The sequence below is a fragment of the Enterobacter sp. UPMP2052 genome, from assembly GCF_053709675.1.
The window spans coordinates 1,678,416-1,698,058 of sequence record NZ_JBSKJR010000001.1; the positions used below are offsets into that span (position 1 = coordinate 1,678,416).

The window sequence follows — 19,643 nt, forward strand, 5'->3', positions numbered from 1 at the left end:
TTTAATAAGGGTCTTTATCATGAGCAATAATGAATTTCATCAGCGTCGACTCTCTGCCACGCCGCGCGGCGTGGGCGTAATGTGCAATTTCTTTGCCCGCTCGGCCAGGAATGCCACGCTCACCGATGTGGAAGGCAATGACTATATCGACTTTGCCGCCGGGATTGCGGTGCTGAACACCGGCCATTGCCACCCTGAACTGGTAAGCGCGGTGGAAAAACAGCTCCAGCAGTTTACCCATACGGCGTATCAGATTGTGCCCTACGAGAGCTACGTCTCCTTAGCCGAGAAACTCAACGAGCTGGCGCCGATCCCGGGCCCGGCGAAAACCGCCTTCTTCTCAACGGGGGCAGAAGCGGTGGAAAACGCGATTAAAATCGCCCGCGCCCATACTGGCCGCCCTGGTGTGATTGCCTTTGGCGGCGGCTTCCATGGCCGGACCTACATGACCATGGCGCTGACCGGCAAAGTCGCGCCTTATAAACTGGGATTTGGCCCCTTCCCCGGCTCCGTTTACCACGTTCCGTACCCTTCTGAACTGCACGGCGTGACCACCCAGGATTCCCTCACCGCGATTGAACGCCTGTTCAAGGCCGATATCGAGGCGAAACAGGTGGCAGCCATTATCTTCGAACCCGTGCAGGGTGAAGGCGGTTTTAACGTTGCGCCAGCGGAACTGGTTGCCGCCATTCGCCGCCTCTGTGACACCCACGGAATTGTGATGATTGCCGACGAAGTGCAGAGCGGCTTCGCCCGCACCGGCAAACTGTTCGCCATGGACCACTATGACGACAAGCCCGATATCATGACAATGGCGAAAAGCCTGGCGGGCGGCATGCCGCTTTCAGGCGTCGTCGGTAAAGCGGACATCATGGACGCTCCTGCGCCGGGCGGCCTGGGCGGTACCTATGCCGGGAACCCGCTGTCGATAGCCGCCGCGCATGCGGTGCTGAACATCATCGATAACGAGGCACTGTGCGAACGTGCCCGGCAGTTGGGCGACAGATTGAAGTCAACGCTTGAGGAGATCAAAAGCGGCTGTCCGTCGCTTGCCGCCGTGCGTGGCGTAGGGTCGATGATTGCCGCCGAATTTTTTGACCCGACGACGCGCGAACCTTCCGCCGCCATTGCGCAGCGGATCCAGCAGAAAGCGCTCGAGAAAGGGCTGCTGCTGCTGACCTGCGGGCAGTACGGCAACGTTATCCGCTTCCTCTATCCGCTGACCATCCCGGACGCGCAGTTCAGCCAAGCGTTGGGGATCCTGCAGGAGGTCGTGCGCGGCTAAGCTGGAGGCGAGAAACGAAAAAACCCTGTGATATTGCTATCACAGGGTTTTCGAATTTGGCGGAAGCGTAGAGATTCGAACTCTAGAACCCTTTCGGGTCGCCGGTTTTCAAGACCGGTGCCTTCAACCGCTCGGCCACGCTTCCAAAGTGAGGCGCACTATAAACATCTATTAGCGCGTTGTAAAGCAACATTTTTTCTATTTTTCGATTCAGGGTCAAAAAAGCAAAAAGCCCCGCGATATTGCTATCGCAGGGCTTTCAAATTTGGCGGAAGCGTAGAGATTCGAACTCTAGAACCCTTTCGGGTCGCCGGTTTTCAAGACCGGTGCCTTCAACCGCTCGGCCACGCTTCCTAAGTGAGGCGAACTATAAACACCTGCCCGCGCCCTGTAAAGCATCAGCCTTATCGTTCGCCTGAAAAATAGCCAAAATGCGTTTAATCGGTTGAATAGACGACAAATCGGCCATTTTCTCAGCACAAAATCTCCCCGCTACGGCTTAGTGCTTCTTAATGTACATATCTTTGGTGTAGTAGTACCCGAGCTTATCCGGCGTAAACCCGCCGACCCACGGCTTCACCAGGTGCGTACGAACGTAGTGATAAACCGGTATGGCTGGCACGTCGCGGCTCAGCAGATCTTCCGCCTTCTGATAAAACGTACCGCGCTCCTCCGCCGTTTTGGCCTTAGCGGCGCTTATCATCGCCTGGTCATACTCTGGATTGCTGTACTGGGTGGTATTCTGGCTATCGCCGGTCCGGAAGTTGTTCAGGAAGGTGGAGGCGTCGTCGTAGTCTGCAATCCACGCGTAGCGCACCGCGTCAAAGTTGTGGGTGTGCATGGTATCCAGCATGGTTTTCCACTCCTGGTTTTGCAGCTTCGCCTCCACGCCGAGATTTTTCTTCCACATTGAGCTGGCGGCGATTGCAATGCGCTGATGCGATTCGGAGGTGTTATAGAGCAGATTAAAGCTGAGGGGATGATCGGCATTAAATCCGGCCTCTGCCAGCAGCTTTTTCGCCTCGGCAATGCGCTTGTCCATCGGCCAGCTGGCATAATCCGGGTTTTTTAACGTCACGCCGCCGATATCCGGCTGGCTGATAAGCCAGGCGGGACGCTGCCCCTGCCCCAACACCTTCTCCGCAATGATCTCTTTATCCAGCGCCAGGTTCAGCGCCTTGCGCACGCGGGCATCGTTGAACGGCGGACGAGCGGTGTTGAATTCGTAGTAGTAGGTTGCAAGCTGCGGCGAAACGTCCAGCTCGCTGCCCAGCGTTTTTTTCAGCAGCGCAAACTGGTTGATCGGGACCGTATAAACGATATCGATTTCGCCCGCCTTGTAGCGGTTGACGTCCGAAGCCTCGGAGGTGATCGGCAAATAGGTGACTTTATTGATGACGGTATGGGCGTTATCCCAGTAGTGTGGGTTGCGCTCGGCGATGATGCGTTCGTTCACCACCCACTGCGACAGTTTGTACGCCCCGCTGGTGACAATGTGCTCAGGTTTAGTCCACTTCTCGCCGTAACGTCCCACCAGCACCTTATCAATCGGCACCAGCGACGGGTGCGCCAGCATCGCCAGGAAGGCCGCGTTTGGCTGGTTTAAGGTCACCTCGAGCGTGGCATCGTCAATCGCCTTTACGCCCAGCGTCTCGGGAGACTTTTTGCCTGCGGCAATGTCGGCAGCGTTAGCAATGTGCATGCTGCCGGGATAGCTGGCGTATGGTGACACCGTTTTTGGGTCAACCAGACGCTGCCAGCTCCAGACGACATCCTGCGCGGTGATGGCCGTACCGTCACTCCAGGTGATGCCCGGACGCAAATGGAACGTCCAGACGGTGTTGTCTTTATTGTCCCATTTCTCCGCCAGCCGCGGCTGGATCTCGCCCTTCGGAGAAACGCTTACCAGCCCGTCGAATAAATCGCTGATAATATTGAATTCGACGTCGCTTTCCACCTTATGAGGATCCAGCGACGCCGGTTCATTACCGTTGTTGCGGACCAACTCCTGCTTTTGCGCAAGCTCAGTCCCTGCCGGCACGCTGGCGGACCAGGAGGGTGCGCTCGCACCGAGAAGCGCGGCGGTGACCAAAGAGAGTGTAAAGATATTGCGTGTTTGTGGTTTCATTTCCTTCGCCTTATTGTCTGTATTCTGACGATCCCGCAATAACTCTTAGCGCCGCGGCTGTAATAACGCAATATTTTTCAGTAACCTATAAGAGCCCGATCTGGATAAAATCTTTATAACGCCGTTCATTCTGCCAAATGCCATTTTTGTAGAATAAATAACCAGCCACGGCGCTAAGGCGCTGAGTAAAGATGGGTAAAACCATTTTGAGTCTGGCGTCCCGTTTCCTATTCTTGCCGTTAATTACATCTGTCATAAGAGAGTGACTCATGGATCGTATTGTAAGTTCTTCACGCGACCTCACATCGCTACTCAGCACGCATAAAGTGCTGCGCAACACCTATTTCATGCTCAGCCTGACGCTGGCGTTTTCCGCTATCACCGCCACGGCCAGCACCGTGCTGATGCTGCCGTCTCCGGGTCTGATCCTGACGCTGGTGGGGATGTACGGTCTGATGTTCCTGACCTACAAAACCGCTGACAAACCGGTGGGAATTTTGTCCGCATTCGCCTTTACCGGCTTCCTGGGCTACATTCTGGGGCCGATTCTGAACGCCTATCTGTCGGCCGGTATGGGTGACGTGATCGGCATGGCGCTGGGCGGTACCGCACTGGTGTTCTTCTGCTGCTCGGCCTACGTGCTGACCACCCGGAAAGACATGTCCTTCCTCGGCGGGATGCTGATGGCGGGTATCGTGGTGGTGCTGATTGGTATGGTGGCGAACATCTTCCTGCAGCTGCCTGCCCTGCACCTGGCTATCAGCGCGGTGTTCATCCTGATTTCATCGGGCGCCATTCTGTATGAAACCAGCAACATCATTCACGGCGGTGAGACCAACTACATCCGTGCTACCGTGAGCCTGTATGTGTCGCTGTACAATATCTTCGTCAGCCTGCTGAGCATCCTGGGCTTTGCAAGCCGCGATTAATCAACAGTGCTATGAACTCAGCCCCGCTTATGCGGGGCTTTGTTTTTTGGTACACTGCCGCGGTTTTTGACTGACGTGTGAAAGGCTATGTTGAACTTTGAAGGTAAAGAGATCGAAACCGATAACGACGGTTATCTCAAAGAGAGCGGTCAGTGGAGCGAAGCGCTGGCGGAAGTGATTGCCGAAAAAGAAGGCATTACCCTCTCCCCCGAGCACTGGGAAGTGGTGCGCTTCGTTCGCGAGTTTTATCTCGAATTTAACACCTCACCCGCAATCCGTATGCTGGTGAAGGCGATGGCGAACACATTTGGTGAAGAGAAAGGCAACAGCCGTTATCTGTACCGTCTGTTCCCGAAAGGCCCGGCCAAGCAGGCGACCAAAATTGCCGGCCTGCCAAAACCGGTGAAGTGTATTTAATAGCGAATACCGAAGTCAGCGTATTCCCGGTCGGGTTGATGCGGTTGCGTTAAGACTTTATCAACCCGGGCGCTGCGCGGCCCGCCCGCCTTCAGCCAGGCTATCAGGGTTTCCACCCGCTCCGCCTCGCCGCAGGCTAAAACCTCCACGCTGCCGTCGTCCAGATTGCGCGCATAGCCCGTCAGCCCAAGCTGGAGTGCTTCGCGCTGGGTGCTGTAACGAAACCCGACGCCCTGAACCATGCCGTGAACCCACGCGATTGTGCAGACTTTTGACATCTTCCTTCTCCTTATCCGTCTGGCGCGTTGCATTTCCTCACTGAACTCGGGAAAATGGCGGCCATTTCATTGGAATCGACAGAATAGCAAATTATGAGTGTACGTTTAGTGTTAGCCAAAGGGCGCGAGAAGTCATTACTGCGCCGTCATCCCTGGGTCTTCTCCGGCGCGGTTGCCCGCATGGAAGGCAAAGCCAGCCTCGGTGAGACCATTGATATCGTTGACCATCAGGGGAAATGGTTAGCGCGCGGCGCATACTCGCCTGCGTCTCAGATCCGCGCTCGCGTGTGGACCTTCGATAAAGATGAAACCATCGACATCGATTTCTTTGTTCGTCGCCTGCAGCAGGCGCACCAGTGGCGCGAGTGGCTGGCACAGCGTGACGGGCTGGACAGCTATCGTCTGATTGCCGGCGAGTCCGATGGCCTGCCGGGCGTGACCATTGACCGCTTCGGCAACTTCCTGGTGCTGCAGCTGCTGAGCGCAGGTGCGGAATATCAGCGTGCCGCGCTGATCAGCGCCTTACAGTCTCAGTTCCCGGAATGTGCCATATACGACCGCAGCGACGTGGCGGTGCGTAAAAAAGAGGGTATGGAGCTGACGCAAGGCCCGGTCACCGGCGAACTGCCACCTGCCCTGCTGCCTATCGAAGAGCACGGCATGAAGCTGCTGGTGGACATCCAGGGCGGGCATAAAACCGGTTATTACCTCGACCAGCGCGACAGCCGTCTGGCGACGCGCCAGTACGTTGCCAACAAACGCGTCCTGAACTGTTTCTCCTACACCGGCGGGTTTGCCGTCTCTGCGCTGATGGGCGGCTGTGCTCAGGTGGTGAGCGTGGATACGTCTCAGGAAGCGCTGGACGTGGCAAAGCAAAACGTTGAGCTGAACAAGCTGGACCTGAGCAAAGCCGAGTTCGTGCGTGACGACGTCTTTAAGCTGCTGCGCAAATACCGCGATCAGGGCGAAAAATTCGACGTCATCGTGATGGACCCGCCGAAATTCGTGGAGAACAAAAGCCAGCTGATGGGCGCGTGCCGTGGGTATAAAGACATCAACATGCTGGCCATTCAGCTGCTGAATCCTGGCGGCGTGCTGTTGACCTTCTCCTGCTCGGGGCTGATGACCACCGATTTATTTCAGAAAATCATCGCGGATGCCGCAATAGATGCGGGTCGTGATGTACAATTTATAGAGCAGTTCCGTCAGGCAGCAGACCATCCTGTGATCGCTACCTACCCGGAAGGGCTGTATCTGAAAGGGTTTGCCTGTCGCGTCATGTAACTTGAAAAGAGAAATATTGCCCGCACATAGAGTGTAAGTAATGTTTCCCGGGAGGTGACTATGATTGCCAGCAAATTCGGTATCGGCCAGCAGGTCCGCCACACCTTGCTAGGGTATTTGGGTGTGGTCGTGGATATCGACCCGGAGTATTCCCTTGATGAACCGTCGGCAGATGAGCTGGCGGTTAACGCAGAGCTTCGCGCCGCGCCCTGGTATCATGTGGTAATGGAAGATGATGACGGTCAGGCCGTTCACACCTATCTTGCCGAAGCGCAGCTGAGCGGCGAACAGCGGGATGAGCATCCGGAACAACCCACCATGGATGAGCTAGCGCAAACCATCCGCAAACAGTTACAGGCTCCAAGGCTGCGTAACTAACGCTGTAAAAAAGCCCGATAACCGGGCTTTTTTTATATTACTTTGTCAGCCCCAGCCGGGGAATTTCAATTGCCGGGCATCTGTCCATCACCACTGCCAGCCCCGCCTCGCGCGCCAGCACCGCAGCCTGTTCATTGATCACACCCAACTGCATCCACAGCGTTTTTGCCCCGATGGCGATTGCCTCCTGCGCTACACCCCATGCCGCCTCAGAGTTGCGGAAGACATCAACCATATCCACTTTCTCCGGCACGTCGGCGAGCGACGCGTAACCCTGCTGGCCCAGCAAGGTTTTACCGGCGACCTTTGGCGAAACCGGAATAACGTGATAGCCCTGATCCAGCAGGTATTTCATCACCCGATAGCTGGGACGGTCGGGTTTATCGCTCGCCCCCACCAGCGCGATGGTGCGTGTCGATGTCAGGATCTCGGCAATATCGTTCTCTTTCATCTTCTTTCTCCAGGCTTTTTTTAAAGTGTACGCCATCGCGGACATCCCAACCATCCATCCCATACCGATGTATGAGGGCAAAACAGCGGAATATGTCTATATGTTAGTAAACGTGATTATCGAAAAATTTAGATACATTATTGCGACACGCGTTTAGACAGGAGCGCACTATGAAAACCGGCATTATCTCTGCTGTGATTGCGTTAGTGATGCCGGTTTGCGTTTTCGCAACCACGCTGCGGCTCTCTACGGATATCGATTTGCTGGTGCTGGACGGGAAAAAGGTGTCCAGTTCGCTCCTGCGGGGTGCTGACAGCATCGAGCTGGATAACGGGCCGCATCAGGTAGTGTTCCGGGTCGAAAAAACAGTTCGCCTTTCGAATCACGAACAGCGTATGTACATCTCCCCGCCGCTGATTATCAGCTTTAACACCCAGCGCGTGAGCCAGGTTAACTTTCATCTGCCGCGCCTGGAAACCGAAAAAGAGTCGGTCGCGTTTGATTCCGCGCCGCGCATAGAACTGCTGGACGGGGATGCCATGCCCATCCCGGTGAAGCTGGACATTCTGGCGATAACCGCAACCGCGAAGGGAGCCAACTACGAGGCGGATACCGAGATCTACAATAAAGCCGGTAAACCCGCGTCGCTGCCCCAGTTTGCAACGATGATGGCGGACGACAGTACCTTGCTGTCCGGCGTCTCTGAGCTGGATGTCATTCCGCCTCAGTCCCAGACGCTCACCGAGCAGCGCCTGAAGTTCTGGTTCCAGCAGGCCGACCCGGACACGCGGGCCCGTTTTCTGCAATGGGTGAAGCAACAACCTTCGTCATAAGCCACATTTTTTTGCCCTTTCTCTTGCAGCATCAGGCGGTTCCCGTCATCGTGTAGTCAGATAACCTCACGGATAAGATTATGGAACTGACAACACGCACGCTGCCTTCACGTAAACACATTGCACTGGTGGCACACGATCACTGCAAAGACATGCTGCTTAACTGGGTGCGCCGCCATCAGCCACTGCTGGCCAGTCACGCCCTTTCCGCCACGGGAACGACCGGGAACCTGATCCACCGGGCAACGGGGTTAGAGGTCAACGCCATGATGAGCGGCCCGATGGGCGGCGATCAGCAGGTGGGCGCGCAGATCGCCGAGGGGAAAATTGACGTGCTGATTTTCTTCTGGGACCCGCTCAACGCGGTTCCCCACGACCCGGATGTAAAAGCGCTGCTGCGCCTGGCAACGGTGTGGAACATCCCGGTAGCGACCAACGTGTCGACGGCGGATTTTATTATTGAGTCACCGCAGTTCAGCGCGCCGGTTGAGATCCTGATCCCGGATTACCCGCGCTATCTGGCTGAAAGACTGAAGTAGCCTGTTTGCCCGGCGGCGCTACGCTTGCCCGGGCCTGCAGATTTTGCCAGCCGGGTCAGGCGAAGCCGCCACCCGGCAACTTTGCTACGGCTTCTTCGCCACCGGCACGTCAAGACTCTTGAGAATATCAACAAACGTCGATGGCGCCTCTTTATTAAACAGCAGCCATACCCGATGACGCGCGCGGGTTAACGCCACGTACAGCAGGCGTCGCTCCTCGGCATCCGGAAAATCTTCTGGCACCGGCAGCAGGGCCTGCTCGATCACCGACTCGCGCGCCGGCGCCGGGAACCCATCACTCCCCTCTTTCAGCCCAACCACAATCACATAGTCAGCCTGCTGGCCTTTACTGGCATGAATGGTCATAAATTCGAGCTGAAGCTTCGGCCAGCGGGTAGCCGCCTTTTCCAGCGCCGCCGGTTTAAGATGGTGATAGCGCGCCAGCACCAGAATGCGCTCTTCGGGTTTGGCGTAGCCGCTAAGTTTATCCAGCAGCGGCTCCAGTTGTTCGTCCGCCAGCAGGGTGACCGCTTTTTTATCGCCGGTCGTCAGGCTGTTGAGCGGCTTCGCCAGCTGATGCGGGTTTTGCTGAATAAAGCGGTTGGCAATTTCACCAATACGCGAGTTAAAACGGTAGGTGGTATCCAGATCGCTGCGATCGCCCTCGCCAAAATAGTGGTGGAAGGCGGTGGTGAGCGCGAGTTGTGCCCCGCTAAATCGGTAGATTGCCTGCCAGTCATCGCCGACGGCAAACAGCGAGGTATGTTTGTTTTGCGCCCGTAGCGCTGAAAGCAGTGCGGCACGCTGCGGGGAGATATCCTGGAATTCATCTACGAGGATATGCTTCCACGGGCTGACAAAGCGCCCTTTTTCCAGAATGATGACCGCCTGATGGATAAGCCCGGAGAAATCGACGGCATTTTCTGCCTTCAGCGCCGTTTTCCAGGCTTTCAGCATCGGGGCCATCAGCTTGATTCGCTTCGAAAATACGGCGCGGATCGCCTCCGGTGCGCTTTCAATCATCTCAGCCTGAGAGCCACCGTGCATGCGCATCAGGCTCACCCAGCGATCGAGGCGCGAGCCAAGACGGCGTGCCAGTTTGTCATCCTGCCAGAAACTGCCTTCCGGCACCTCCCAGTTCAGCTCGTCTTCCAGCCACTGACGCCACCCTTTTGCCTGAGCTTTTTTCTCGCTGCACTGCTGCTGCCACGTCTTCACAAACAGTGCCTGTCGGGCCTGAGCGTCGTTTTCCAGCTTGCTGACGACAGGTACTTTTTTACTGCCCTGCTGGATAATATGCAGCGCCAGCGAATGGAAGGTTCGCGCCGCGATATCCTGAGTATGCAAACGCGACTGAATGCGCTCATCCATCTCCTGCGCGGCCTTGCGGCCAAATGCCAGAAGTAAAATTTGGTCCGCTACCGCCTCGCCAGTTGTCAGCAGCCAGCCTGCCCGCGCCACCAGCACGGAAGTTTTACCGCTCCCGGCCCCCGCCAGTACCAGCAGCGACGATTCCCCGTTCACCACGGCGCGCGCCTGGGCAGGGTTAAGCGGCGATGATTCCACGGTTCTGAAGAAATCGGCATATTGCGTGAGCATGGCATCGGTCCAGGCCTGATTATGCGCCAGACGGCGCTTATCGATATCATTCAGCCAGGCCTGACAGGTGCGCCATGCTTCACGGCAATTTTCAAACTCATCAAGGCGCGATGCGGGAAGCGGCAGCGCGGTTAGGGCGTGCTTTATCTTTTGCTGCAACCCGGCGGTTTGCTGGCGCGTTAGCCATTTTTGCTGCTCGTTGCTGTGGGCGATGTCATCCAGCACCTGCTGCAACACCTGGGCGGCAATGACGCTCATGTCCTCGCTCCACTGCTGCCAGCGCGTACTGAGATGGTGATGGAAGCGCTGCGTTTGCGCCCACTCCGTCCCGTGGAGGCGCACGACTTTATCGTCCGGCAGCACAAACTCCAGCTCCCCCCATACCAGCCCGCGCTTGCAATGGATGGCCAGTAGTTGGTTAAACGGAATGAGGTATTCATGGCGCTCCCCGGAGACCTTCACTCCCGCATTGAGGAGGACAACCTTGTCATAAGGGTGCTGCGCCAGGCGTTTGCCCATTGAAGTTGCTTTCAGTTCCATATCCAGCCGGATCCACGAGTGATATTTTGTCTGACAGTTTAACTGCCAGTTTTAAGGTGCTCCAGCCCAAAAAACGTTACAATCACTTCGCGTTAATCATATCGAAAGGAAATGCGGGTTTATGCGTACCGTTCTGAATGTTTTGAATTTTGTCCTTGGCGGTTTTGCCACCACCCTTTCATGGCTTTTTGCCACGCTGGTGAGCATCGTGCTCATCTTCACCCTGCCGCTGACGCGCTCATGCTGGGAAATCACCCGGCTTTCATTCATTCCTTTCGGGAATGAGGCGGTTCACGTTGACGAACTGAACCCCGACGGTAAAAACGCCCTGATGAACACCGGCGGCACCCTGCTGAATATTCTGTGGTTGATCTTCTTCGGCTGGTGGCTCTGCGTAATGCATATCATTGCCGGTATCGCCCTGTGCATCACGATCATCGGCATCCCGGTTGGGATTGCGAATTTCAAAATTGCCGCCATTGCCCTGTGGCCGGTTGGGCGTCGTGTCGTCCCGGTAGAAGTGGCGCGCGCCGCGCGTGAAGCCAATGCCCGTCGTCGTTTCCAGTAAATAAGGACAGGCCGAGCTCATGCTAAGCCCACTGATTCGCCGTTATACCTGGAACAGTACCTGGCTATACAACGCCAGGATTTTTATCGCCCTGTGTGGCACGGTCGCCCTGCCGTGGTGGCTCGATGACGTAAAGCTTACCATTCCACTCACCCTCGGCGTGGTCGCCGGGGCGCTGGCCGACCTGGACGACCGCCTGACAGGACGTCTGCGCAATTTAGTCATCACCCTGATCTGTTTTTTCATTGCTTCAGCCTCGGTTGAGCTGCTGTTTCCCTGGCCGTGGCTGTTTGCCCTGGGGCTGACGCTCTCGACCAGCGGTTTTATCCTGCTGGGCGGGCTGGGACAACGCTATGCCACTATCGCCTTTGGCGCTCTGCTGATTGCGATCTACACCATGCTGGGCGTCTCTCTTTACGATCAATGGTATCAGCAGCCCGTTCTGCTGTTACTCGGCGCAATCTGGTACAACCTGCTGACGTTAACCGGGCATCTGATTTTTCCCGTGCGGGCGTTGCAGGACAACCTGGCGCGGAGCTATGAACAGCTTGCCCAGTATCTCGAACTGAAATCCCGGCTTTTTGACCCGGATATCGACGAAGAGAGCCAGGCACCGCTTTACAATCTGGCGCTGGCGAATGGCCAACTGGTGGCGACGTTAAACCAGACTAAAGCCTCGCTGCTCACCCGTCTGCGCGGCGATCGCGGACAGCGCGGCACCCGCCGAACGTTGCACTATTACTTTGTCGCGCAGGATATCCACGAGCGCGCAAGCTCCTCGCACGTGCAGTATGCGGCTCTGCGTGAGAAGTTCCGCTACAGCGACGTGATGTTCCGTTTCCAGCGGCTGCTGTCGATGCAGTCCCAGGCCTGCCAGCAGCTGGCGCGATCCATACTGCTGCGCACGCCCTACCAGCATGACCCGCGTTTTGAACATGCCTTTAGCCATCTTGATGCGGCGCTCGATCGCGTGCAGGCCAGTGGAACGTCGCCGGAGCAGATCAAGGCACTCGGTTTTCTGCTCAATAACCTGCGGGCGATTGATGCTCAGCTGGCGACCATTGAATCCGAGCAGGCGATGGCCCTGCCGGGTAACGATGCCGAAAACCAGCTGGCGGACGATAGCCTGCACGGATTTAGCGACATGTGGCTGCGCCTGAGCCGCAACTTCACGCCGGAATCCGCGCTGTTTCGCCACGCGTTGAGGATGTCGCTGGTACTGTGTGTGGGTTATGCCTTCATTCAGATAACCGGCCTGCAACACGGTTACTGGATCCTGCTGACCAGCCTGTTTGTCTGCCAGCCTAACTATAACGCCACGCGACACCGCCTTGCGCTGCGTGTTATCGGTACGCTGGTGGGCGTTGCTATTGGGCTACCGGTGCTCTATTTCGTTCCGTCCGTTGAAGGGCAACTCATTCTTATCGTCATAACGGGGGTGTTATTCTTTGCGTTTCGAAACGTCCAGTACGCGCATGCCACCATGTTCATTACCCTGCTAGTGCTGCTCTGCTTCAACCTGCTGGGCGAAGGCTTCGAGGTTGCCCTGCCGCGCGTGATTGATACTTTAATCGGCTGCGCTATCGCCTGGGCGGCGGTGAGTTTTATCTGGCCCGACTGGCGTTTTCGCAATCTGCCGCGCGTGGTAGACAGAGCGATGAACGCAAACTGTCGTTACCTTGACGCCATTCTTGAGCAATACCACCAGGGGCGTGATAACCGTCTGGCCTACCGTATAGCCCGCCGGGATGCGCACAACAGCGATGCCGAACTGGCTTCCGTGGTCTCGAATATGTCTACGGAACCCCGGGCCACACCCGACATCCGGGAAACCGCCTTTCGCCTGCTGTGCCTGAACCATACGTTTACCAGCTATATTTCCACGCTGGGTGCCCACCGCGAGAAGCTGAAAAACACCGCCATCCTGAACCTGCTGGATGATGCTGTGTGCTACGTCGACGATGCCCTTCACCATCAGCCAGCCGACGAGCCGAAAGTTCAGCAGGCGCTGGATGAACTGTCCCAGCGAATTGCGCATCTCGATCCGGGAACCGACAACAAAGCTCCGCTGGTTTTGCAGCAGATCGGCCTGCTTATTGCTTTGCTGCCGGAAATTTGCCGACTGCAACAGCAGATTGCTACCTGGCGGAACGACTCTCCTGCACCTCAGGCAGTGTATTAAACCACTCCGTAAGCTCCCGGCGAATGTTCGCCGGGAGTGCCGCCTCATGCATCCCCTCAATGGCCCCTTCAAGGGCAAAAAGCACCTTGATACTGAGCGCCCGGTTTTTCGATCTAATTTTTAGCCAGCTGGTCTTTGCGCCGAGTTCCCGCAACGTCTCTTCATTCGTAATGCCGGCTTCGTAGAGCAACACTTCAATCTGGAAAGTCAGGTTAGGCAGATCCTTGAGCCGGTTTCGTTGATAGCGCAGGCTACGCTCTTTTCGTGCCGCATCGAGGGCATAAGTGGAAAGCTGAAGCAGTTTTTGCCGATCCTGCCACAGCCCTTCATCCACGCGATAGTAATTCAGCAGGACGGGGCGGCCTCGCTTAACAAGCGTTAAGAAAGAAGAAGGATGCTTGACGCAATAGGTCGCGCTCTCCTCGCAGGCACGCAGGTAAAGTTCACCGTCTGACACCATGGCAAACACCGCATCGTCTACCGCCAGGGTGTAGCCGCCGAACAGCGCCCGATGGTGAATTTCACCCAGAGGGGAGAGGTATTCCTGCGATTTATAAATCCGTTCATATGATATCTTTTTCATGATATTTCCATTAAAAATCAACTATTAACGACAAAATTTATCACTAGCGGATCCGTTAGCAGGAACATAGGCAACTTATGGCTCATGAGCAAGATGATTTTTTCGGACACGCCAGGAAAGGACCAAATTTGCGAGTTGCTTTCCGAAAATGAGGTTGATCTTTATGCACACAGGGGTTACTGTATATCCATACAGTAACTACAGGGCTGGAATGAATATGTACACTTCAGGCTATGCAAATCGCTCAACATCTCTCTCAACTTCTGCTGGCGATGTCGCGCAAAATTCCACCGGTCGCGTGTCGACAGGTCTTATCAGTGAAGTGGTTTATCGTGAAGACCAGCCCATGTTAACGCAGCTGTTGCTGTTGCCGCTGTTACAACAGCTCGGACAACAATCGCGCTGGCAGCTTTGGCTGACGCCACAGCAAAAATTAAGCCGGGAATGGGTTCAGTCTGCGGGCCTGCCGCTGACCAAGGTGATGCAGATCAACCAACTCTCCCCGTGTGATACGGTTGAGTCGATGATCCGCGCGTTACGCACCGGAAATTACAGCGTGGTGATCGGGTGGCTGTCGGAAGAACTGACGGAAGAAGAGCATCATCGTTTGACCGAAGCAGCAGAAGATGGTCATGCAATCGGGTTTATTATGCGTCCCGTACGTGCCGATTCTTATCGCAGAGGACAACATTCAGGGCTAAAAATTCACTCGAATTTGTATCACTGAGTAAATTTAAGAGTTTTCCTGGAATTTTTTTCGACACTCAGTTGTGTAAATAGTTCAAAAAGCAAAACCTGCGGCAAGGCTTGTCTGGAGCGGTTCTCGTTAATTTTACTGTACAAAATTCGTTCGTAAAATGTTAAATATTCGCTATACGGAACTTTTTTTTTCATATGCCTGACAGAGTTCACACTTGTAAGTTTTCATCTACGTTGTAGACTTTACATCGCTAGGGGTGCTCGGCCTAAGCCGAAGATATCGGTAGACTTATATTTGACCACGCCCCCCGGTGAAGGATTTAACCGTGATTTCTCCGTGGAGATCTTCATGGCAAATTTTGGATGATAACGAGGCGCAAAAAATGAAAAAGACAGCTATCGCGATTGCAGTGGCACTGGCTGGCTTCGCTACCGTAGCGCAGGCCGCTCCGAAAGATAATACCTGGTATGCAGGTGGTAAACTGGGCTGGTCTCAGTTCCATGACACCGGCTGGTACAACAGCAGCCTGAACAACGATGGCCCAACTCACGAGAGCCAGCTGGGTGCAGGCGCGTTCGGTGGCTATCAGGTTAACCCGTATGTTGGTTTTGAAATGGGTTACGACTGGTTAGGTCGTATGCCATACAAAGGCGACAACGTAAATGGCGCTTTCAAAGCTCAAGGCGTTCAGCTGACCGCTAAACTGGGTTACCCAGTAACTGACGATCTGGACGTGTACACCCGTCTGGGCGGCATGGTATGGCGTGCAGACTCCAGCAACAGCATCGCTGGCGACGACCATGACACTGGCGTTTCCCCAGTATTCGCTGGTGGCGTTGAGTGGGCTATGACCCGTGACATCGCTACCCGTCTGGAATACCAGTGGGTTAACAACATCGGCGACGGTGCTACCGTTGGCGTTCGTCCAGACAACGGCATGCTGAGCGTTGGTGTTTCTTACCGTTTCGGTCAGCAGGAAGATGCGCCAGTCGTAGCTCCAGCACCGGCTCCAGCGCCAGAAGTACAGACCAAGCACTTCACTCTGAAGTCTGACGTTCTGTTCAACTTCAACAAAGCTACCCTGAAACCAGAAGGTCAGCAGGCACTGGATCAGCTGTACACCCAGCTGAGCAACCTGGATCCTAAAGACGGTTCTGTAGTGGTTCTGGGCTTCACCGACCGTATCGGTTCTGACGCTTACAACCAGGGTCTGTCCGAGAAACGTGCACAGTCTGTAGTTGATTACCTGGTATCTAAAGGTATCCCAGCTAACAAGATCTCCCCACGTGGTATGGGCGAATCTAACCCAGTGACTGGCAACACCTGTGACAACGTGAAACCTCGCGCTGCACTGATCGACTGCCTGGCTCCAGATCGTCGCGTAGAGATCGAAGTTAAAGGCATCAAAGACGTTGTAACTCAGCCAGCGGCATAAGTTAGCGTCTTATAAAAAAACCCCGCATTGCGGGGTTTTTTATTGCCTGAAGAAAGCCAGAAACTATTTTTTGCCCAGCAGCGCCTGCAGATCGTTTTTCAACGTCGACATCTGACTGGCATACTTTTCTTTATGTTCCGCATCTTCAATCAGCTGCACCACCGTTTCCGACAGGGTTTTCCCGCGCCGCTGCGCAAGCCCCGCCAGCCGTTGCCAGACCATAAACTCCAGATCGATTGATTTTTTACGGGTGTGCTGATGCTCGGCATTAAAATGCCGCTTGCGACGCGCCCGAATCGTCTGCTTCATCCGGTTCAACAGTGCCGGGTTGATATGCTTTTCAATCCAGCCGTTAACCAATACCGGTTCGTTTTCGAGGGTCAGCAAAATATCTACGGCGTCTTGCGCCGCGCTGGCTTCGAGGTAGCAGGTGATCAACTCGCCCTCACGGTGCTTTTTGACCAGGTACTTCCATTTCCAGCCGCTTTCGAGGTTTTCCAGTTGTTGATATTTCATTGCGATCTCAGTGTTACCACGTAACTCTGTTCAGAATATCAGTTTTTTAGCAATCTGCTGAAAAGAAATCATAACCTGTGCAGCATTGCAGGAGAATCCCCTGTCGAAATCCCCATTCCCGCTTGGGAAGAGGCCTCCGCTTACGGTATACTCCACGGTTTTACATCTGACTAAAAAACATCAACTTTGACCATTACGAAACTTGCATGGCGTGACCTGGTTCCCGATACCGAGAGCTATCAGGAGCTGTTTGCACAGCCAGACCTCACAAAAGAAAACGAATTCATACTTAGCGATACACAACCGCGTTTGCATTATGCGCTGGAGCAGGTGTTAAGCCCGTGGGCGACATCTCCTTTCATGCTGCTCAAAGCCCCGGAAGAAGCCGAGTATTTGACGCTTCTGGGTGATGCCATGCGCCAGTTGCGGTCAGAAACGAACGACGTCTTTGGCGGCCACTATCGTATCGCAGGGCAACATATCACCTTTACACCCGCTGACGAGGCGGATGGGCTTTTTGCGTCGAAAGGGGATGTCATTACCACCAACTGGGCAGAAGCAGAACAGCTCTTTGGCTGCCTCCGTCAGTTTAACGGCGAGCTGACGCTGCAGCCGGGGCTGGTGCACCGCGCAAATGGCGGCGTGTTGATTATCTCGCTGCGCACCCTCCTCTCTCAGCCGCTGCTTTGGATGCGCCTGAAAACGATCGTGACCCAGCAGCGCTTCGACTGGGTGAGTTACGATGAATCGCGCCCTCTTCCCGTCGCAGTACCGTCGATGCCGCTGTCCCTTACCGTGGTGTTGACCGGCGATCGTGAATCTCTGGCCGATTTCCAGGAAATGGAGCCAGAACTGGCCGAGCAGGCTATTTACAGCGAATTTGAAGATACGCTCCAGATAACCGATGCGGATGATATGGCGCAATGGTGCCATTGGGTGATGGGCCTGGCGCAGCGTGCTTCGCTGCCAACGCCTGCTCCGGATGCCTGGCCCGGTCTCATCCGGGAAGCCGTACGCTACACCGGCGATCAGGAAACCCTGCCGCTCTCTCCGCTGTGGATCGCCAGACAGCTGCGCGAAGTGGGCGTGATAAGCGGTGACGCGGCCTTCAGCAGCGAGCAACTTTCCCAGATGCTTGCGCAGCGTGAATGGCGCGAAGGATATCTGGCCGAGCGCATGCAGGATGAGATCCTGCTGGAGCAGATCCTCGTCGAAACCGAAGGCGAGCGTATTGGGCAGATTAACGCCCTCTCCGTGATTGAGTTCCCGGGGCACCCGCGCGCGTTTGGCGAACCTTCCCGTATCAGCTGCGTTGTTCATGTTGGTGACGGTGAGTTTACCGACATTGAGCGTAAAGCAGAGCTGGGCGGGAATATTCACGCCAAAGGCATGATGATCATGCAGGCGTTCCTGATGTCGGAACTGCAGCTTGAGCAGCAGATCCCCTTCTCGGCCTCACTGACCTTTGAGCAATCCTACAGTGAAGTAGACGGTGACAGCGCTTCGATGGCGGAGCTGTGTGCGTTAATCAGCGCCCTGGCAGAAGTGCCCATTAACCAGAATATTGCGATTACGGGTTCAGTCGATCAGTTTGGTCGCGCTCAGCCGGTTGGCGGCCTGAACGAGAAAATCGAAGGCTTCTTCTCCATCTGCCAGCAGCGCGGCCTGAACGGCAAACAGGGTGTGATCATTCCTGCGCCGAACGCTCGCCATCTGAGCCTTAGCCAGGCGTTGCTCGAGGCCGTAGAACAGGAGCAATTCGCCATCTGGGCCATCGAAGGCATTGAGGATGCGCTACCCTTACTGACAAACCTGAACTGGGATGGTGAAGGCCAGACAACCCTCATGCAGACCATTCAGGAACGCATCGCTCAGGCGACACAACAGGATGCACGCCATCGTTATCCATGGCCATTACGCTGGTTAAGCTGGTTTAGTCCGAACTGATCGGACTTGTTCAGCGTACACGTGTTAGCTATCCTGCGTGCTTCACTAAAATAAGGCTTACTGAGAACATGGTAGATAAACGCGAATCCTATACAAAAGAAGACCTTCTTGCCTCTGGTCGTGGTGAACTGTTTGGCGCTAACGGCCCGCAGTTACCGGCCCCAAGCATGCTGATGATGGATCGTGTCGTGAAAATGACCGAAACCGGCGGCAACTTTGATAAAGGTTATGTTGAAGCGGAACTCGATATCAACCCGGACCTGTGGTTCTTCGGTTGCCACTTTATTGGCGATCCGGTAATGCCTGGCTGCCTGGGCCTGGACGCTATGTGGCAGCTGGTTGGCTTCTACCTGGGTTGGCTGGGTGGCGAAGGTAAAGGCCGCGCGCTGGGCGTGGGCGAAGTGAAATTCACCGGCCAGGTTCTGCCTACTGCGAAGAAAGTGACTTACCGTATTCACTTCAAACGTATTGTTAACCGTCGCCTGATCATGGGCCTGGCGGATGGCGAAGTGCTGGTAGACGGTCGTCTGATCTACTCCGCGAGCGATCTTAAAGTGGGTCTGTTCCAGGACACCTCCGCGTTCTGATGACCGCGCTGTAGCACTCCCCAGAAAGGCGAAACCTCCGCAGTGCGGAGGTTTCTTTTTTAAAGAGACGTTATCAAGCAAGTACTGCCCTGTCTCCGATGGCTTCTCGCCAGCCCCCTAACCATTGCGACCTCTGATTCAAGGTTTGATAGGGACACATTTCTTTTGAACGTCCGGCGATGCCAGCCTGATAACCACGTTGATGAGCCCTTTCCAGGCGATCTCGTTTCTGTCTCTTCATGCCTCGTTTCCCTCATTCTTTTGTCTGGTGGAAAGAAAACAGTGGTTGCAAAGTATGCAAGCACAGTAAACGAATAACCCGAATCATCTTCTGCGTCAACGGTCAAAATTCATACGGATGTCATATTTGTGAACTATACGGAAGTTCATTTGTACAAAAAATGTGATGAAGCACAAGTAACAACCTGATGGTAAACCGAAAAAAAAACCGCCGTGAGCGGATG

General features: G+C 55.1%; 20 protein-coding genes and 2 tRNA genes. 13 read left to right on the forward strand and 9 right to left on the reverse strand.

Annotated features, from left to right (window positions below):
- Window positions 1–19: 19 nt before the first annotated feature.
- Entirely contained in the window at window positions 20–1,285 is a 1,266-nt protein-coding gene (puuE, locus tag ACWKX3_RS07875; protein ID WP_454541557.1) for a 4-aminobutyrate transaminase, read from the forward strand.
- A 57-nt stretch (window positions 1,286–1,342) separates the two neighbouring features.
- Here the strand turns inward: puuE and ACWKX3_RS07880 are convergent.
- From ACWKX3_RS07880 to ACWKX3_RS07890, 3 genes are all read right to left on the reverse strand, one after another.
- Window positions 1,343–1,430 (reverse strand) — tRNA-Ser (locus ACWKX3_RS07880).
- Between the two features lie 121 nt (window positions 1,431–1,551).
- Window positions 1,552–1,639 (reverse strand) — tRNA-Ser (locus tag ACWKX3_RS07885).
- Window positions 1,640–1,784: 145 nt separating this feature from the next.
- Window positions 1,785–3,413, reverse strand: coding sequence for an ABC transporter substrate-binding protein (locus tag ACWKX3_RS07890; protein ID WP_088207542.1), 1,629 nt, complete (start codon window positions 3,411–3,413; stop codon window positions 1,785–1,787).
- A 269-nt stretch (window positions 3,414–3,682) separates the two neighbouring features.
- On the opposite strand from ACWKX3_RS07890, the gene yccA reads away from it, so the two are divergent.
- Together yccA and tusE are read left to right on the forward strand one after the other, a co-directional pair.
- A complete protein-coding gene (gene yccA, locus ACWKX3_RS07895) occupies window positions 3,683–4,342 on the forward strand; it encodes an FtsH protease modulator YccA (protein WP_454541558.1) in 660 nt (219 codons plus the stop codon).
- An 87-nt stretch (window positions 4,343–4,429) separates the two neighbouring features.
- Window positions 4,430–4,759, forward strand: a complete 330-nt coding sequence (gene tusE / locus ACWKX3_RS07900) for a sulfurtransferase TusE (RefSeq protein ID WP_006174562.1) — start codon at window positions 4,430–4,432, stop codon at window positions 4,757–4,759.
- On the opposite strand, the gene yccX is transcribed toward tusE, so the two are convergent.
- Window positions 4,756–5,037, reverse strand: coding sequence for an acylphosphatase (gene yccX, locus ACWKX3_RS07905; RefSeq protein ID WP_088207543.1), 282 nt, complete (start codon window positions 5,035–5,037; stop codon window positions 4,756–4,758). The two genes, tusE and yccX, sit on opposite strands and share 4 nt — an antisense overlap.
- Before the next feature lie 93 nt (window positions 5,038–5,130).
- Between yccX and rlmI the strand changes: the two genes are divergently transcribed.
- Both rlmI and hspQ read left to right on the forward strand, forming a co-directional pair.
- Window positions 5,131–6,321: a 23S rRNA (cytosine(1962)-C(5))-methyltransferase RlmI gene (rlmI, locus tag ACWKX3_RS07910; RefSeq protein ID WP_042319473.1), complete on the forward strand. Its 1,191-nt coding sequence runs from the start codon at window positions 5,131–5,133 to the stop codon at window positions 6,319–6,321.
- A gap of 60 nt (window positions 6,322–6,381) precedes the next feature.
- The gene (gene hspQ, locus ACWKX3_RS07915; RefSeq protein ID WP_006174557.1) at window positions 6,382–6,699 is read left to right on the forward strand and encodes a heat shock protein HspQ; all 318 of its coding nucleotides are present in this window, start codon (window positions 6,382–6,384) and stop codon (window positions 6,697–6,699) included.
- 37 nt (window positions 6,700–6,736) lie between these two features.
- Here hspQ and ACWKX3_RS07920 read toward each other — a convergent pair whose 3' ends face one another.
- Window positions 6,737–7,150 (reverse strand): CoA-binding protein, encoded by a 414-nt coding sequence (locus tag ACWKX3_RS07920; RefSeq protein ID WP_042319470.1) that lies wholly within the window; start codon window positions 7,148–7,150, stop codon window positions 6,737–6,739.
- Window positions 7,151–7,320: 170 nt separating this feature from the next.
- Here ACWKX3_RS07920 and csgI point away from each other — a divergent pair, with 170 nt between their 5' ends.
- Both csgI and mgsA read left to right on the forward strand, forming a co-directional pair.
- Complete coding sequence (gene csgI, locus ACWKX3_RS07925; RefSeq protein WP_058609201.1) at window positions 7,321–7,983, forward strand: curli synthesis inhibitor; 663 nt, start codon at window positions 7,321–7,323, stop codon at window positions 7,981–7,983.
- An 80-nt stretch (window positions 7,984–8,063) separates the two neighbouring features.
- Entirely contained in the window at window positions 8,064–8,522 is a 459-nt protein-coding gene (gene mgsA / locus ACWKX3_RS07930) for a methylglyoxal synthase (RefSeq protein WP_042319468.1), read from the forward strand.
- A gap of 84 nt (window positions 8,523–8,606) precedes the next feature.
- Here mgsA and helD read toward each other — a convergent pair whose 3' ends face one another.
- Window positions 8,607–10,661: a DNA helicase IV gene (helD, locus tag ACWKX3_RS07935; protein WP_454541559.1), complete on the reverse strand. Its 2,055-nt coding sequence runs from the start codon at window positions 10,659–10,661 to the stop codon at window positions 8,607–8,609.
- A 121-nt stretch (window positions 10,662–10,782) separates the two neighbouring features.
- Here helD and ACWKX3_RS07940 point away from each other — a divergent pair, with 121 nt between their 5' ends.
- Together ACWKX3_RS07940 and yccS are read left to right on the forward strand one after the other, a co-directional pair.
- Window positions 10,783–11,229 (forward strand): YccF domain-containing protein, encoded by a 447-nt coding sequence (locus ACWKX3_RS07940; RefSeq protein WP_454541560.1) that lies wholly within the window; start codon window positions 10,783–10,785, stop codon window positions 11,227–11,229.
- Window positions 11,230–11,248: 19 nt separating this feature from the next.
- A complete protein-coding gene (yccS, locus tag ACWKX3_RS07945) occupies window positions 11,249–13,411 on the forward strand; it encodes a YccS family putative transporter (RefSeq protein WP_454541561.1) in 2,163 nt (720 codons plus the stop codon).
- On the opposite strand, the gene ACWKX3_RS07950 is transcribed toward yccS, so the two are convergent.
- The gene (locus ACWKX3_RS07950; RefSeq protein WP_058609205.1) at window positions 13,368–13,994 is read right to left on the reverse strand and encodes a TfoX/Sxy family DNA transformation protein; all 627 of its coding nucleotides are present in this window, start codon (window positions 13,992–13,994) and stop codon (window positions 13,368–13,370) included. The two genes, yccS and ACWKX3_RS07950, sit on opposite strands and share 44 nt — an antisense overlap.
- A 217-nt stretch (window positions 13,995–14,211) precedes the next feature.
- On the opposite strand from ACWKX3_RS07950, the gene sulA reads away from it, so the two are divergent.
- Window positions 14,212–14,721 carry an SOS-induced cell division inhibitor SulA gene (gene sulA, locus ACWKX3_RS07955; protein ID WP_042319464.1) on the forward strand — a complete coding sequence of 170 codons (510 nt, stop codon included), beginning with the start codon at window positions 14,212–14,214 and terminating at the stop codon, window positions 14,719–14,721.
- A 355-nt stretch (window positions 14,722–15,076) separates the two neighbouring features.
- The gene (ompA, locus tag ACWKX3_RS07960) at window positions 15,077–16,129 is read left to right on the forward strand and encodes a porin OmpA (protein ID WP_127463528.1); all 1,053 of its coding nucleotides are present in this window, start codon (window positions 15,077–15,079) and stop codon (window positions 16,127–16,129) included.
- A gap of 63 nt (window positions 16,130–16,192) precedes the next feature.
- On the opposite strand, the gene matP is transcribed toward ompA, so the two are convergent.
- The gene (matP, locus tag ACWKX3_RS07965; protein WP_006174540.1) at window positions 16,193–16,645 is read right to left on the reverse strand and encodes a macrodomain Ter protein MatP; all 453 of its coding nucleotides are present in this window, start codon (window positions 16,643–16,645) and stop codon (window positions 16,193–16,195) included.
- 186 nt (window positions 16,646–16,831) lie between these two features.
- Between matP and ACWKX3_RS07970 the strand changes: the two genes are divergently transcribed.
- Both ACWKX3_RS07970 and fabA read left to right on the forward strand, forming a co-directional pair.
- On the forward strand, window positions 16,832–18,592 hold the full coding sequence (locus tag ACWKX3_RS07970; protein ID WP_454541562.1) for an AAA family ATPase: 1,761 nt from the start codon (window positions 16,832–16,834) through the stop codon (window positions 18,590–18,592).
- 68 nt (window positions 18,593–18,660) lie between these two features.
- Window positions 18,661–19,179: a 3-hydroxyacyl-[acyl-carrier-protein] dehydratase FabA gene (gene fabA / locus ACWKX3_RS07975; protein ID WP_006174537.1), complete on the forward strand. Its 519-nt coding sequence runs from the start codon at window positions 18,661–18,663 to the stop codon at window positions 19,177–19,179.
- 73 nt (window positions 19,180–19,252) lie between these two features.
- On the opposite strand, the gene rmf is transcribed toward fabA, so the two are convergent.
- Complete coding sequence (rmf, locus tag ACWKX3_RS07980) at window positions 19,253–19,420, reverse strand: ribosome modulation factor (RefSeq protein ID WP_010429337.1); 168 nt, start codon at window positions 19,418–19,420, stop codon at window positions 19,253–19,255.
- Between the last annotated feature and the right edge of the window lie 223 nt (window positions 19,421–19,643).

Bases quoted from the DNA above. Each gene is read 5' to 3' on its own strand.
- csgI (WP_058609201.1), top strand. From the start codon at position 7,321: ATGAAAACCGGCATTATCTCTGCTGTGATTGCGTTAGTGATGCCGGTT.
- ACWKX3_RS07920 (WP_042319470.1), bottom strand. From the start codon at position 7,150: ATGAAAGAGAACGATATTGCCGAGATCCTGACATCGACACGCACCATC.
- tusE (WP_006174562.1), top strand. From the start codon at position 4,430: ATGTTGAACTTTGAAGGTAAAGAGATCGAAACCGATAACGACGGTTAT.
- hspQ (WP_006174557.1), top strand. From the start codon at position 6,382: ATGATTGCCAGCAAATTCGGTATCGGCCAGCAGGTCCGCCACACCTTG.
- rlmI (WP_042319473.1), top strand. From the start codon at position 5,131: ATGAGTGTACGTTTAGTGTTAGCCAAAGGGCGCGAGAAGTCATTACTG.
- puuE (WP_454541557.1), top strand. From the start codon at position 20: ATGAGCAATAATGAATTTCATCAGCGTCGACTCTCTGCCACGCCGCGC.
- ACWKX3_RS07890 (WP_088207542.1), bottom strand. From the start codon at position 3,413: ATGAAACCACAAACACGCAATATCTTTACACTCTCTTTGGTCACCGCC.
- mgsA (WP_042319468.1), top strand. From the start codon at position 8,064: ATGGAACTGACAACACGCACGCTGCCTTCACGTAAACACATTGCACTG.
- matP (WP_006174540.1), bottom strand. From the start codon at position 16,645: ATGAAATATCAACAACTGGAAAACCTCGAAAGCGGCTGGAAATGGAAG.
- rmf (WP_010429337.1), bottom strand. From the start codon at position 19,420: ATGAAGAGACAGAAACGAGATCGCCTGGAAAGGGCTCATCAACGTGGT.
- yccA (WP_454541558.1), top strand. From the start codon at position 3,683: ATGGATCGTATTGTAAGTTCTTCACGCGACCTCACATCGCTACTCAGC.
- helD (WP_454541559.1), bottom strand. From the start codon at position 10,661: ATGGAACTGAAAGCAACTTCAATGGGCAAACGCCTGGCGCAGCACCCT.
- ompA (WP_127463528.1), top strand. From the start codon at position 15,077: ATGAAAAAGACAGCTATCGCGATTGCAGTGGCACTGGCTGGCTTCGCT.
- yccS (WP_454541561.1), top strand. From the start codon at position 11,249: ATGCTAAGCCCACTGATTCGCCGTTATACCTGGAACAGTACCTGGCTA.
- ACWKX3_RS07950 (WP_058609205.1), bottom strand. From the start codon at position 13,994: ATGAAAAAGATATCATATGAACGGATTTATAAATCGCAGGAATACCTC.
- sulA (WP_042319464.1), top strand. From the start codon at position 14,212: ATGTACACTTCAGGCTATGCAAATCGCTCAACATCTCTCTCAACTTCT.
- fabA (WP_006174537.1), top strand. From the start codon at position 18,661: ATGGTAGATAAACGCGAATCCTATACAAAAGAAGACCTTCTTGCCTCT.
- yccX (WP_088207543.1), bottom strand. From the start codon at position 5,037: ATGTCAAAAGTCTGCACAATCGCGTGGGTTCACGGCATGGTTCAGGGC.
- ACWKX3_RS07940 (WP_454541560.1), top strand. From the start codon at position 10,783: ATGCGTACCGTTCTGAATGTTTTGAATTTTGTCCTTGGCGGTTTTGCC.